12 protein-coding genes and 1 pseudogene are annotated in these 13,539 nt (G+C 41.7%); 2 read left to right on the forward strand and 11 right to left on the reverse strand.

The features are described from left to right. Window positions 1-119: 119 nt before the first annotated feature. Complete coding sequence (locus CWB80_RS16140; protein ID WP_235576282.1) at window positions 120-1,391, reverse strand: HipA domain-containing protein; 1,272 nt, start codon at window positions 1,389-1,391, stop codon at window positions 120-122. Next, window positions 1,384-1,668, reverse strand: a complete 285-nt coding sequence (locus tag CWB80_RS16145) for a helix-turn-helix domain-containing protein (RefSeq protein ID WP_055022221.1) — start codon at window positions 1,666-1,668, stop codon at window positions 1,384-1,386. The genes CWB80_RS16140 and CWB80_RS16145 overlap by 8 nt, the downstream gene beginning before the upstream one ends. A gap of 230 nt (window positions 1,669-1,898) precedes the next feature. Between CWB80_RS16145 and CWB80_RS16150 the strand changes: the two genes are divergently transcribed. Continuing rightward, window positions 1,899-2,198 carry a hypothetical protein gene (locus CWB80_RS16150; protein ID WP_036973809.1) on the forward strand — a complete coding sequence of 100 codons (300 nt, stop codon included), beginning with the start codon at window positions 1,899-1,901 and terminating at the stop codon, window positions 2,196-2,198. A gap of 193 nt (window positions 2,199-2,391) precedes the next feature. Here CWB80_RS16150 and CWB80_RS22950 read toward each other — a convergent pair whose 3' ends face one another. The 6 genes and pseudogenes from CWB80_RS22950 to CWB80_RS16180 all read right to left on the reverse strand — a co-directional run bounded on the left by CWB80_RS22950 (window position 2,392) and on the right by CWB80_RS16180 (window position 7,401). Continuing rightward, on the reverse strand, window positions 2,392-2,556 hold the full coding sequence (locus tag CWB80_RS22950) for a hypothetical protein (RefSeq protein ID WP_235576281.1): 165 nt from the start codon (window positions 2,554-2,556) through the stop codon (window positions 2,392-2,394). A 376-nt stretch (window positions 2,557-2,932) separates the two neighbouring features. Further along, window positions 2,933-4,129 carry a low temperature requirement protein A gene (locus tag CWB80_RS16160; protein ID WP_138602608.1) on the reverse strand — a complete coding sequence of 399 codons (1,197 nt, stop codon included), beginning with the start codon at window positions 4,127-4,129 and terminating at the stop codon, window positions 2,933-2,935. A gap of 74 nt (window positions 4,130-4,203) precedes the next feature. Next, a pseudogene (locus CWB80_RS16165) lies at window positions 4,204-4,531 on the reverse strand (transposase); the annotation flags it as partial. Next, window positions 4,531-5,538: a zinc-dependent alcohol dehydrogenase family protein gene (locus CWB80_RS16170; RefSeq protein ID WP_138602610.1), complete on the reverse strand. Its 1,008-nt coding sequence runs from the start codon at window positions 5,536-5,538 to the stop codon at window positions 4,531-4,533. The gene CWB80_RS16170 and the pseudogene CWB80_RS16165, both read right to left, overlap by 1 nt. Window positions 5,539-5,560: 22 nt before the next feature. Continuing rightward, a complete protein-coding gene (locus CWB80_RS16175; RefSeq protein WP_138602612.1) occupies window positions 5,561-6,568 on the reverse strand; it encodes a zinc-dependent alcohol dehydrogenase family protein in 1,008 nt (335 codons plus the stop codon). Window positions 6,569-6,642: 74 nt separating this feature from the next. Beyond that, complete coding sequence (locus CWB80_RS16180) at window positions 6,643-7,401, reverse strand: SDR family oxidoreductase (RefSeq protein ID WP_036973805.1); 759 nt, start codon at window positions 7,399-7,401, stop codon at window positions 6,643-6,645. A gap of 159 nt (window positions 7,402-7,560) precedes the next feature. Between CWB80_RS16180 and CWB80_RS16185 the strand changes: the two genes are divergently transcribed. Next, window positions 7,561-8,454, forward strand: coding sequence for a LysR family transcriptional regulator (locus CWB80_RS16185; protein ID WP_036973804.1), 894 nt, complete (start codon window positions 7,561-7,563; stop codon window positions 8,452-8,454). Between the two features lie 140 nt (window positions 8,455-8,594). Here the strand turns inward: CWB80_RS16185 and CWB80_RS16190 are convergent, their stop codons facing one another. From CWB80_RS16190 to traN, 3 genes are all read right to left on the reverse strand, one after another. Then, window positions 8,595-8,771, reverse strand: a complete 177-nt coding sequence (locus tag CWB80_RS16190; RefSeq protein ID WP_212751223.1) for a hypothetical protein — start codon at window positions 8,769-8,771, stop codon at window positions 8,595-8,597. Between the two features lie 315 nt (window positions 8,772-9,086). Continuing rightward, window positions 9,087-10,037 (reverse strand): hypothetical protein, encoded by a 951-nt coding sequence (locus CWB80_RS16195; protein WP_138602614.1) that lies wholly within the window; start codon window positions 10,035-10,037, stop codon window positions 9,087-9,089. 70 nt (window positions 10,038-10,107) lie between these two features. Next, on the reverse strand, window positions 10,108-13,272 hold the full coding sequence (gene traN, locus CWB80_RS16200) for a conjugal transfer protein TraN (RefSeq protein ID WP_082423023.1): 3,165 nt from the start codon (window positions 13,270-13,272) through the stop codon (window positions 10,108-10,110). Window positions 13,273-13,539: the final 267 nt, after the last annotated feature.

Raw genomic sequence — 13,539 nt, forward strand, 5'->3', positions numbered from 1 at the left:
ACTGCCTAGGTTACAAACAGCCTGTCGTTGTGTTTAACGAATTACGCAATGCGGCCTAATTTAGCGAGTGGTGCACTTCGGGGTTGAATTCGCGCTTCAACTTACTTTAGTTGATGCAACTAGCTAATTCTTAACCTTTCCACCATTTCATTTAAAACTTTATATTGTATTTCCCTTAGCATACGTAACTCTAAAGCGCGTGTAGGAGTAGTTGGCATTTCTAGGACTTCTTTGTAAAGAATCTCAAATACACCTTGAATGTTTTTAACCATGGAATCTAAGTAAGTTGCAGCTCCCTTGCCTGGCATGCCAATTTCATTTGCAAAAGCCAAAACATCATCTCGCCTTAATTCATCAAATGTTTCTTTTCCATTTATCGGTATTGATAATTTTTGCTCAAGTGGTTTAGTCCCTTCTTGCACATATATTATCGTAGACAATAAATCATAAAATGGTGTCAGCTGTGGATCCCCATCCCCATAATAAAAGCTAATATTTTTTAGGTGTGCATCACCGTTTCCTATAAGAAAATTAAAAATAACCCAGCGATATAGCTTTATTGTATCTTGTGCCTTAGTCCGAACTTTGCCCAATATCTTCTTATAAGTTTCAACAGTTGAAGCTGCATATTTAAAATCTTTACCAAAACTCAACAGTTGACACGCATCAATAATGTGTCGACGCTCTTGATTCGGGTATTTACCATAACGGTCAAATCTTTCAACTAAATAGATAGGCTCAGGTACATACAATAACTCCACTTTTGGTACATCTATACCCATCATTTTAGCAAGCCTCATAACAAACCATTCATTACAAGTCGTTTGCCAATAATCATCAGGCTCTGAATGATCTGGTTTCAATATATGAGTGGAAGGCGTACCTGCATTACCTTCAAAAAAATCAGAGCCTTTTTTTATAACTAGCATTTTATATTGTGCCCCAGCGAGTGACATCCTACTACCTTTTCTCTTATTCAATGGTGCTTTAGGGAGAGCTTTTATCCTCTCTGAAAGAGCAGATAATTCTAGAGGCTCAGCACTTGGATCTGGCAAGACACCCCCCTTAGGCAACATTATTAAGGCACCAGCTGACTCAATACCTGACACTTCTAGTAATGCAAATGAATCGTAGTAGTCAACTTGCGCATCTTTTGCTAATAATTTGCGCGCGTTTTCTTCGGGTAAAAGATTATCAAAAAAGCTCTGAACAGGACGTTTAGTACCTGTATCTAACGTCATTTCATTTTGAATTGGTATATCCGGTGACAAGGAGAAGTTTTTATCTGAGTTAACCCACTCTTGTGAATATTCAAATGCCCAAAAACCATTCACATCCTTTAACTCACCCATTTTTTTTGTACTTACAAATACTGTGAGCGATCTATCCATTATCAACTATCTCACTAATGCGTTTGATTAGCTTCTTTTGCGCTGAAGTATCTGATGGAGGCAGCGCGAAGTCTATTTTCATTTCAATACCAAGTGACTCCATCAAATCAAATAACCTGCTAACGGACAATGAACCACTCCCCTTTTCAAAGTCACCTACCGTATTGATACTATTACCCGAAAATTCTCCAATTGTTTTTTGGTCTAACCCTTGGCTTTTTCTAACAGCTGATATTAATTTACCTAATTGCTTTGCTGAACTAACAGATATTTCCATTTTGATCACCAAAATTCACAGATATTTATGAATAATAGAGGGATATAATCAACAGGACAACAAATTCACAATACTTAGTGAAAAACCTAGAGTTGCAGTAAAAAAAGCAAAAATTCATAATATTTTGTGAAAATTTGAATTCATATAGATACTACAGATTGACTAGATAGACTCACAAGGAATAGAATAATAGGTGAAATTTAAGAAGGAACTTAAATAGGTTTTTATGTATGACCAAAATCAAAATTAATAAAATTAGAAGTTTATCCCATCTAATGGTTTTATTGCTTGTTACTTTTGCATTGATGCAAATTTCCACATCATTAACAATATTTACCTCAATTCTTGTTTTTATCTATTTGGCGTTCATTCTTTCCTCAACAGTTAAAGCTTATTCCCAAGGAATTTATTTTAAAGCTTTCAATACAGAGAAGTTCTATTCAGCAGAAGAGATTAAAGAAGGTGCAATTCCATTTCTTCTATATTACTGGAACGACAAAAATAGCTCATTAAAGTCATTATTCAAATGAAGATAAAGTGATCTAATCCAGTAAAACTGGACACTACATTAAGCTACGTTTAATTTAATTGTTCAATATTTAAAGTGCCACCAGCGAAACGTACAATCCCTTCCTTTTTCTGAAGCTCGTTACATTGACCCCGGTATTCTATGAAATTATCCAGAAGTTCAAGCAAGTATAGCTTGAAGCCAGATTCGGTGACCTAATCAAAAATCTCATCTTCAAGAGTCCAAAATGTTCCGCTTAGGCGGTCTTCGTCATCTTCCGCACGAAACACTCCCTCACCCGACACCTTCACAATGTCAGGGTGTTGTTTTGAAAGCATAGCCAAGCGAGTAGATTCAAAGTTTGGATCGAAATTAGGCATTATTAATTTTCCTTTTATCATAAATTCGATATATGTCAGACTATCAGCTTTTCCTTTTACAGCAGCCTCCTAAGTCTGAAAATAGTAAAAAAATCAGAGCAAATTGCGCACACGCTGAACAGAAAACATAAGAGGCACAAAGTGCCAAATTGATTACCTTAAGGCACATTACGTTCATTAAAGTAACCAGAATAGAACATTATTGGCTCAGTTATTTTAGAAGGGGCACGCCATGCGGGAGGACGCACGGCTAACTGAGGACGAAGCGCCGACGGACAATCACTGATCACGAAAAGGCCGGCTTAATGAGCATAAGAAGAGCGCATCAAATCCCTGACGGCTATCTGTCAAATTGCATGGGCATAGCCATGTTCCATCACAGCATTTTATCAGACCGGCGCGTATCTCTTACCGCTAGAAAAATCGGCACACCAATCTGCGAGAACAGCGCTAGGACCCAAAGCCCGTTGCTGACAATCGACGGTACGAGGGGATGAAAGGCTAGCACAACCAGCGCCATGACAATGCCGAACAGCCTCAGACCGGCGCTATGGTAGTTGTCGGCGGCATCAGCCACAGTTCGACGCAGCGCCCATAGCGAAGCTAAAAAAACCGCAAGGCCGACCGAGCCAAGCGCGGCGTAGCCGGGCGGATAAGGCTCCCACAGGCCGACGTAGACTTCTCCGGCCAGCGCAACGCCAATCGTCACCGCACTCCACAAAATCGCGATGTGAGCAAGCCAGTATCTCAGAAGCACGGCACTGGTGCGGCTCTTCGGTTTTGCATTGCCGGCGCAGTCGAAATAAGTCCAGGCCAGCGCGAAGAGGGACAAGCCGCCCATGGTCACATTGAACATCGTACCCGCGCTGACTTTGTAGACGCCCTTGTCGGCCAGCGTGACCACCAGCTTAAAGAAGCCTTCACCCAGCAAGATCAACATCAAAAGGCCGAAGCGCTCCGAGATGTGTCCGAGTTGAGGCACAAAGCGTTCGAAGCGGAGCGTGCCTACGCGCGGCAGCATGTACTGCAGCTGAATTGCTGCCACGCCGGCGGCAAACACCCAGTAGGCGACCGGTGTGGGCAAAAAAGCCGACAGTGCGAACACCCCGGCCAACACGAAAAAATTCCGCCCCTGTTCCTGCGCCAGCGTATTGCCCGCGTTGTCGGTACAGCGCGCCCGCCAGTAAAGATAGGCCGTCAGCGCCCGATTCAACGCATAGCCCAGCGCGAAATACGTCCAGCCTTCACCTCCCACGTCGGGAATTGCCGCCGCGATGGTCATCATCGTGACAATCTTAAGTGCCATCACCACTCGATGCGGCATGTCCGTGGAGATATACAGCGAATTATAGACCGAACTGTCTGCCCAGGCATAGAAAATCGCCAGGAACATTCCCGTAAACACCCAGAATCCTTGCCACCCCAGATGATGGGACAGGTAATTCCCCAGAATGAAAATTGTCACTACATGGACCAGATCGAAGAAAAGTTCCACCCAGTGCACGTGGTCGTGGGTTTCATCGACATCCATGTGATGGCGTGGTCGCCGCCAGAGAAGATCGTTAATTACCATACACTACCCCTTTGTCTTATTGTTCTGGCGGGGGTTCTCCCCCGTTTCTACGGACGGTTTAAAATGTTTGTAAACTACCTGTCTTGATTAGCTACTCTAAGTCGCATTCTTGGATTATGAAACCGCTCGATGTAAAAAAGTATATCGGCACAATGACCGACAGCACTCATGCTCCCCAATAAGTCGTTGCTTTTTTAAATACCGTTGATAATTGCCGCTGGTAAATTGCGTTCCACGATCCGAATGCAGTATTGCCTGTGTCGCTTCAGGACGTTGCCAGACAGCCATCTCCACCGCTCGCAGAACCATTTTTCTATCCTGTCGGTGATGTATTAACCAGCCTACAACGACATGGTTAAACAGATCCAGCACAACACACAGATAAAGTTTTCCTTCATCTGTTAATCAAGTACGACCACTATTTTACCAATCTGCTGATTTGACCCCAGATAGTGATGAGCTGCTACTATCTCTTCAAATTTAAAGCTTCGATCAATGACAGGCTTGAGTGTTCCTTCGGATAAACCCGAGTGGATAAATTGCTTTGCTCTGCGAAAACGCTCGATGTCTTTTATAACCTCAGTAAACACATACCCCCTAACTGTCAGACTTTTACGAAGTGCTATTTTTAAGGGAAAAGGAGTTGTTTCGGGACTTAATGCTCCGTGTACTATTATTGTTCCTTCAGGGCTCATTGCTTCAGCAATTTCAGCTATCTGCGGCCCACCGACAGCATCAAATGCGATTTTTAAATTGTTTGCTCCCAAGATGCTTTTCAAGCTATCCAGTAGCGGTTCTTCTTGGGTTGCAATCACATGGGCCGCGCCAGGCTTGAGCACAGCAGCCTTTTTAGCTCCTGTTAGAGTTGTAGCGATAGGGATACCTCCCAGAGAATTCACAATTTGAATCGCAGCCAATCCAACACTGCTCGATGCGGCGGTTATCAGTACTGCATCGCCTTTTTGCACGTTAGTAATTTCGACCAAAGCGCCATAAGCTGTCAGGTACTGCATCCAAGCTGCTGCGCCTTCAGCAAAGGTTAGCCCTGCTGGTTTGAGTGCCACATATTCACTTGGTACGACAATCTCTTCTGCGTAGCAGCCATTCTGAGAAAGCCCCATCTGAGGGACAATGCAAACCTCGTCCCCAAGGCGTAAATGATCTACCTCTTCCCCGATTTCAATGACTATCCCGGATGCTTCATAGCCGATTCGCGAAGGGAAGTCAGCCTTTTCTATATAGTTGCCTCGCCTAAACATGGCATCAGCACGATTGAGGCCAACAGCTTTGACCGCAATACGAACATCAGTGGCCTGCAAACTTGGACTCGCCAGCGAGTCAATAGTTAACACCTCGGGACCACCTAATTCATGGAAACGAACAGTTCGAACTAGTTTTCTTGGGCTCATATGCATCCTCAACAATGACCTTTTAAGCAATTACATCAATAACTACTTTACCCATGGACCCCAACTCTACGGCATTATGTGCATCCATTGCCATGTCAAGGTAAAAGCGTAACGGATCGAGTAGTGGCTTAATTTGTCCAGCTTCAACGAGAGCCGTAATTTGCCGCAGAATGTCGCCATGATGTTTGCGCCCCTCTCCGCTGAGCTGTGGGTGTAACACAAAAATCGCTGACAATGTTGCAGAGCGCAATGACGACGGTGCCAGATTATGTGAGCTGAATGCAGCACAGCTTAAAATATGTCCATAATGTGCAATGATACCTAATGAGGCATCGAGTACAGAGCCACCGACAGTGTCGTAAACGATATCGAATCCTTTGCCTTGGGTGTATGCGTCCACGTAGTCAGCAGGGCTTACAGTGTGATAATCAATCGGCGTGGCACCAAGCGCCTTGAGCAGTTCTTGTTTTCCAGTCGATGCAGTGGCATAAACGTCGGCACCTAAGGCCTTAGCAATTTGCACAGCTAAATGTCCAACTCCGCCAGCTCCACCTTGGATAAGGATTTTCTGGCCCGCTTTAACATTCGCCTTGTCAACCAAACCTTCCCAAGCGGTAAGTGCAACCAGAGGTAAAGCCGCAGCTTCACGCATGGACAAATTTTTCGGTTTGAGAGCAAGTAACTCAGCATCTACGTTGGCATATTCAGCCAGTGATCCTTGCAATCCTCGCACTCCGCCAGTCAGACCATAAACTGCATCACCTACTGCAAAGTCGCTGACGCCGTCGCCGATAGCAACAATTTCTCCAGCTAAATCGGTGCCAAGTACTGCGGGTAATTCCGGCATGGCATAAGGAGCGATACCTTGGCGGATCTTGTAATCAATAGGATTGACTCCACTTGCAAATATTTTTACTTGCACCTGACCTGCTGATGGCGAGGGTAAGTTAATCAGGGCATCCCGGAATGCTGTACCCTCTTCATAGCTATCTAATACCAAAGCACGCATTTGTCTGTTTAACGCTGTCATCAATAACCTCACAAACTGAATATTCAGTGGGTGGTTAAATCACCCGCTGGTTAATAGGTCTTTTATTAAACGAATTAAAATTCTTGAACAGTTGGGCGCAGAACAATCTCGTTGATATCCACATCCGCAGGCTGCTCAATTGCGTATGCGATAGCACGAGCAACAGATTCAGATGGAATTTCATTTTGCTGATAAAAATCTTTTACAAAGGCTGCACCCTGAGTATCTGAACTTCCATGTTTTAATTCAGATTCGACTGCACCTGGTGAAATGATTGTTGAACGAATTTTACCCCCAACTTCATGGCGTAAGCCTTCGGCAATAGCGCGAACAGCGAATTTGGTTCCGCTATAAACCGTGCCGCCGGGACTGAATACTTTGACACCCGCTACGGATGAAATATTGATAAAGTGGCCTGTTCCCTGAGCCTGAAAAATCGGAAGCGCTGCGGCTACTCCATACAGCAGACCTTTAACGTTGATGTCAATCATGCGATCCCATTCGTCAACTCGAGTCTCAGCTAACGGTGCAATAGCCATTAACCCTGCATTATTGATAACCACATCAACTTTACCGAAGCGCTCTTGTGCAAGATTTACAAGGGCCTTCACTTCGTCCTGGCTAGTCACATCTGTCGCTTGAACCGCAACTTTTCCGCCTGCTGAGCGAATGTCAGCAGCAATAGCTTCAAGCTTCTCGATACGGCGGGCACCTAACACTACTGACGCACCAAGACTAGCCAGATATCTTGCTGTTGTTTCGCCTAAACCGCTGCTACCACCGGTGATAACAACGACTTTACTGCTGATGTTGTTTGCTAAAACACTGCTCATAGTTAATATCCTCAAATCAGTTGAATGAATGACTCTGTCTAAATAACAAACAAATTATTACTTACCTTCAGAAATTAATAAATGGAAAAGTTTTAATTTCACAATTCCTAAAAATGGAATAGTATTAATGTATTCATATCAAAACTGAATGTGACTGTGATGCTTAACAGATTAGAAATGCTCCGGATATTTTGTACCGCTGCTGAGTCTCGCAGCTTTAAAGAAGCGGCTAACCGTCTGGGAATTTCTCCTCAGGCAGTGACACGAGCAGTGAAGGAGTTAGAGCAATTACAAGGGGAGCTTTTATTTCATCGAAATACTCGACACATACAAGTGACTATAGTTGGAGAAAAATTTGCTTTGATAGCAAAAGAACGCCTGCGCGCTGTAGATGAATTGTTTCAAACAAGCGCCCCTAACTCGGGTAATGAATTACAAGGGCGGGTTCGTATCGCAGCGCCTGTTGGTTTTGGTCATAAATGCTTAATGCCAGTATTACTGGAACTCTCAACAATACATCCTCAATTGGATATAGACCTTACACTCAGTGACGAGCGCGTGGATGTCGTTGACGAAAAAATAGATATCGGGATTCGTATCGGCTTCATGAGGGATAGTCGATTTATTGCCCGCCAGCTCACCAAAATTAATATGTATGTCGTGGCTTCGCCTGACTTAATAAATAGAGTGGGAAAGCCTGCGTCTATTGAAGATCTAAACCACTTGCCAGCTACAGGGTTAGTAGATCGCAATACGGGAAAGCTTTGGCCATGGGTTTTTTCCATGGACAGACAGTGGACCCCATCCATAACACGTTTTCGAAGTGCCGACACCGAAGCTGAATTAATGGCTATACAAAATGGACTGGGGTTTGCTCAAATTCCTGACTTTTTGGTCCAAGACTTATTACGCCAAGAGAAACTTGTGAGAGTGTTAGAAGAAGTCGAGCCGGTGCCTTGGGATTTATATATTTATCGCCCTCAACGTGGTCCAGTACCACAACGTATTCGATTGGTTTTTGATCACTTGGTGTCAAGATTGAGTGACCGCTAATGGCACATAAGTAATATTCATAAAGTGCGAATACTACATTAGCTCACTTGACTGCAAAAACTGTAACCAATGTCTTCAGGATGATACAAGCGAACTATCACACCGCTTAGGTTTTCTGGGTCGTAAAACACATCATCCAACTAAAGGTGCAAAGCAAACGTAATGCGATTCACCCATGGCAAAATTTTAATGTACGACTGGCTTATAACGTAATCAAGTAAGGGATCAAATACACCATATTCGCTAAGCAACACTGGTACTTCAATCAATAAACCTGAATTATCTGTTTTAACTTGCGCAAGAACTTTGTCTAACATGGTAACTAAACCAATTAGTGCGGGTGAGTTTTAGTAGATTAATATAAGAAGTGCTATTGATCTAATGAACTGAGATCTAGTTTTTTACTTTATCTAAGATAGGAATTAGTACAGATTAGTATAGTTTTGAATACTATAAATAAATCTTATATTTCAAACAACAACTCAGAAAAATAAATTTACCTAAGGATAAGAAATGAAAAAACCGGCCTAAAAAGGCTGGCTATTTCGCCCAGACCAGTGTTCGTAATACCAAACGTGGAGCATTGGACAGTGATATATTAATAAACCTACTAAATTCAAAAGTAAGTAAATTTACAACTTAGTATCAAGCGGTAATTCAGTGAAGCTCATGTCTTTTAAGTGATAATCGTATAAGTATTTACCTTTGTCTTTAGGGTTTTTGTGATACTTTTCGTTGTATTCGCTCTTGTCATTTTTTTTCCAATTTTCAATAAACAAATATCGCAGTTCACTAATATCCACACCATCATCAACCTGTTGGCCGGTAATAAATTTATGTATTTTTCCTTTGTGAATGACTATATGAGAACCTGCGTACATAGCCCAACTGTAATCCCAGTTACCTGATCCTAATTTTCTTGGGTGATACAAGTAAACATCATCCCCCATGTAACCGCTCATTAAATGCAGTGACACAGTTGTCCCTTTTGTTTCAAAAGTTACATATGCAGACTTATTTTCTTGATCATATGAAGAAACTCGACCAAGCCCAAGGTATTGTCCGCAGGTACTCAGAGCAAGAAGCAAATTTTCACATTGATTTTTGTTTTTATAGTTGATGATTCGCTGAATATTTGTTGTTCTTTCTGACTCTATTTCGAGCCCTTTCTTGGCAGCTATTTCATCAAGCTTTTTCGAAGCTCTAGCAATAATACCTTCAGGATTTGCAAGCACTGATTGGTCTACATTATCAACCTTAACAATAAATTGAGCGTTCTTAGCTAAAGGCTCGTTTTCAATGATCCTATCATTAATAGCTGTACTGGCTGCTCCAGTAAAATCTAACATTAACAGCTGACCTAGAGCCATTACACTCGATCCAGGTACTTTGCGAGTCCCTGACTTTCCGTCAGCACTATCCATAAACTTATTGCTGCCAGCTAAGCGCATTGTTGTTTTTGCAAATGAGTCATTCTCATTTGCTTGAAAGCTATCAAACACAATTGGCTCTTTTGTTGACGAACAAGCTGATAAAGTTAATGCCACGACGGAAGCTAAGGCTATTTTAGTTATATTTTTCATAGATTTTCTAGTTTGTCCCGAAAGTGACTCTATCGTACTTTATTATTTATATTGCGCAACTTTATAATCATTAATCATCATTAAGGAAGTAGCATGCCAATGGTCTCGGCACATATGAACAATCAATATCATCTGCATTTATTATACTTCTTGTTTCAATAGCTCTCTCAGCCAGTTCAGCGTCAACAGCTCTTTGTGTTGTTCTATCAACAGCGTTTTCTCGACCTTCATTATTAAGTAGTCGACCAGAACCAGTCAGCTTATCAAGGTCTTGATCAAAATCAGCAATACCAGACTCGATCATTATGTTAATCCATTCGCTTAAATCAATTTTATTCCAGTCCAAGTTAGACAGTTGTTCAGGGGTTAACCCCGGACAATTCCTTAATTTTGAACCATCAACTTCTTCTGTTGTATATTCTTCTAGGTCATGGCCAAGCATTGAGGATGCTTGTGCCATTATTATTCGAGATAGGATGGAGTCATAACAGCAATAATCTTGACGACGTAGATAGCAGACACCCAAAGCATCTTCAGCACAATATTTCTTTCCTACGGGAATGCATTGTTTCGTAGCAAGCCTAACTCCCATATCCATTTCATACTCGTGGCAAGCAGTGAGCAAATTTAAAGCTAGTTTAATATATTGATACACCATGTATGCAGCATATACATAACCAATTACCGCTACAGCTTGACTCGCTCCTTCTGATAGCACCACTGTAGATACTCCTTTTTCAACGGTTTTTTTCATTAATGCCTGCGCTAATTCCTCTGGAATCGAATCATAAACGTAGTTCATAACCATTTGCTGTAGTTCTTCAATAGCTTGATCCGATAAAATATCTATTGCGGCCCCAGATGCATCAACCACCTCCCCTGCTGCATTACCTGCCGCAGTACTTGCCGCATCAGTAAACACCGTAGAAACTGAAGACCAGGCGCTTGAAACAGCTTCACCAGCAGTTGTAGCTGCATTAGCAATAGGTTCTCTCAGACTCTGATAGCCGCCTACTACAGCATTGCCGGTTCCATCTAGGCCAGCTACAAATGCATCTGCTTGTAGCATGCCATAAGCAGCTCGTGCATATTCATAAATATCAACACCATCAGGAGCCTCACAACAGTCATTACCTAAACCGCTTGGCTCCCAAGAGCAAAATTTACCTTCACCTTCAAAAATAGTGCACGTTGATGGGTCTGTAGGATCTTCACAGTTCATCCCATCTTCCATATGCTGTATTACTGTAGCCATAGCAAGAACATCTGCGAATTGATCATTAACTTCACTATTTGATGTTTCACAATTCCCTCCAACACAAGGCAATGTAGCCGCACAGGTATTCTGTGTTACGGAGCTTGTTACAGTCGAAACAATTTCTTCATCACATTGATACTTAATTGTGTAAGCGAAGCAAATATCATCGGCGTCATCTCGCTCCCAAAGCCACCCTTCAGCACATGTTCTCTCAATTTCTTGGCATTGCGTATCAGTTTGGTAGGTAGTGCAGTGGTTTGGTTGAGATTCTATCTCATACCAGGAATAACATTGGAATTCATCTTCTATCCCTGCTGCTTTTTCTTCCTCTGTGGCTCTCCGAGTTAAAATACAGTAATCTTCACCTTTAGTAGGATCACAATTGTATCCATCAAGGTTAACTCTCCAAGTTTTATTTCCTGTATCACCATTATAAAAAGGAGGGACTGTTTCTAATATTTCTGGGGGTAATCCAACGCTACCAACTTCGATATTTGTATAGCTATCAAATTTACAAAAACCTTCAAACCGGCTTTCAGTACCACCACTAATAGTGTCTCTAAACCCTGCTAAGCCATTGCTTTCCTTAAGCTCACTTTCAATCGCATCATAGCAACCAGCTGGATACTGCTTGTTTTCCCCTACTTCACCAGTAAACCTGTATCTTACTTGAGCGTTCAAGATCCATTTTGTATCACCACCATCATCAGTTTTATCTTCAACTTGGAAAATACCTTTTAAACCATTTGCACATGTTGGCGCTTGCAACTCTCGAATCCAAGTACTTTCATCAATACTTCCATCTAGTGTGGTGTTAGGCCAAGCACCAAGGCTTACCCTATTAATATTAGTATTATTAACTGTGCAGAAATCTTCAAAACTTGGACCTTCAAATTTCAGCTCTGTTGCAATTGAATCGGTTGGGGCTATTGTCTTAGCAGTTTGCTTCTTTAGGTCAAATTCTACTGTTAAAAACTGCTTACCCTTACCCGCCATTTGCACTATTACGTCATAAGCAACTGGTGTAGCTCTTTCAACTTCGCAATATAAGCTATTGCTTGCAAGGGGTTGCATACATAAATGATTTGTTGATTGTGTTGATGTAAATTCACGTGTTATGTCAACTGACTCATCTGTACATGACGATAACCATGATCCGGTACCGTCAAGGGCATCATTAACTTCATTAAATCCGTAATTGAAAATACTGCTTCTGGGGTTTATTTCTGGGAGTTTATTGTCATTCTGAATTGATTGAATTGTTTGGTATACAGTTGCATCACTAGCAGTGTCAGTTTTCAAACTGTTTATTTTAGTGGTTCCTGAAGCATAAAACTCTGTCTCATTACCATAGTGACTGTCTGCCTCAAATGTTGTTTGAGAGTGATTTAGCTCTGAGCTAGTGTACTCGTTTTGATTAGAAACATGCTCAGTAACTTTTGATTCATCAATAGTCCCAACATAATTACCACTATCATCTTTTGTAAGCGAAACTCCTCCATTACTATAATTTGTAATTAAACCTCCACTAGCATTAGTCGATGGAACAACAGCTGACTTTGACATGTCTCTCGCAACATTTACGCTATCTTCAATCTGCTGCTGTGCATTGTCTCCATAATTACCATAAGCAGACAAATCAACTGTTCTAGATGTCTGTGGGGTTAGGTAGTATTTTTGAATTATCTCATTTTCTCGATTTGGATTTATGACTGTTTGATGTGGGTATTTTAATAACGTTTGATTTAAACGTTGATCATCGGAGCGGTTATTTGTTGGATCATCAGTTTTGTATTTTTGCTGAATTTGGTCAAACCGTTCCTGTGCAGCAATAGCTGTTTCAAATGGAGTGGCAATCGATAGTAACCCAGCCCATACCCCAATTACTGATACAGCAATGGTTTGACCAACCATGCTTGCAATGATTGTATATCCGGTTAATTTTTTCTTAAAACACTTCATTAAACATAGAGCCATGACTATTGATTTGAAGATATTTTAAAATCTATATTTCCATCTAAATCCTAATTTTCATTAGATTTTTAATTAAAATTTGCTCAATTAAAGCCACCTGATAGAGTAAAAAGGCTCAGAGGTGCCTTTGCTCCATTATCATTTGATATACATGCCATGATCTATAGTGAGGATGCCCCTACACTAGAAAAAGAACTTCACAGAAGATTTGAGAGAGCAAGTAAACAAAGTAAATCCCAGAAAAGAGTTTGTGAACTACTCGCGCCTAAA

The sequence above is a fragment of the Pseudoalteromonas sp. S1650 genome (assembly GCF_005887195.1).
GTDB classification, from domain to species: Bacteria; Pseudomonadota; Gammaproteobacteria; order Enterobacterales; family Alteromonadaceae; genus Pseudoalteromonas; species Pseudoalteromonas simplex.

Coding starts and splice junctions, on each gene's coding strand:
- CWB80_RS16180 (WP_036973805.1), bottom strand. CDS start 7,401: ATGAGCAGTGTTTTAGCAAACAACATCAGCAGTAAAGTCGTTGTTATC.
- CWB80_RS16145 (WP_055022221.1), bottom strand. CDS start 1,668: ATGGAAATATCTGTTAGTTCAGCAAAGCAATTAGGTAAATTAATATCA.
- CWB80_RS16160 (WP_138602608.1), bottom strand. CDS start 4,129: ATGGTAATTAACGATCTTCTCTGGCGGCGACCACGCCATCACATGGAT.
- CWB80_RS16150 (WP_036973809.1), top strand. CDS start 1,899: ATGACCAAAATCAAAATTAATAAAATTAGAAGTTTATCCCATCTAATG.
- traN (WP_082423023.1), bottom strand. CDS start 13,272: ATGGCTCTATGTTTAATGAAGTGTTTTAAGAAAAAATTAACCGGATAT.
- CWB80_RS16175 (WP_138602612.1), bottom strand. CDS start 6,568: ATGACAGCGTTAAACAGACAAATGCGTGCTTTGGTATTAGATAGCTAT.
- CWB80_RS16185 (WP_036973804.1), top strand. CDS start 7,561: ATGCTTAACAGATTAGAAATGCTCCGGATATTTTGTACCGCTGCTGAG.
- CWB80_RS16195 (WP_138602614.1), bottom strand. CDS start 10,037: ATGAAAAATATAACTAAAATAGCCTTAGCTTCCGTCGTGGCATTAACT.
- CWB80_RS22950 (WP_235576281.1), bottom strand. CDS start 2,556: ATGCCTAATTTCGATCCAAACTTTGAATCTACTCGCTTGGCTATGCTT.
- CWB80_RS16170 (WP_138602610.1), bottom strand. CDS start 5,538: ATGAGCCCAAGAAAACTAGTTCGAACTGTTCGTTTCCATGAATTAGGT.
- CWB80_RS16190 (WP_212751223.1), bottom strand. CDS start 8,771: ATGTTAGACAAAGTTCTTGCGCAAGTTAAAACAGATAATTCAGGTTTA.
- CWB80_RS16140 (WP_235576282.1), bottom strand. CDS start 1,391: ATGGATAGATCGCTCACAGTATTTGTAAGTACAAAAAAAATGGGTGAG.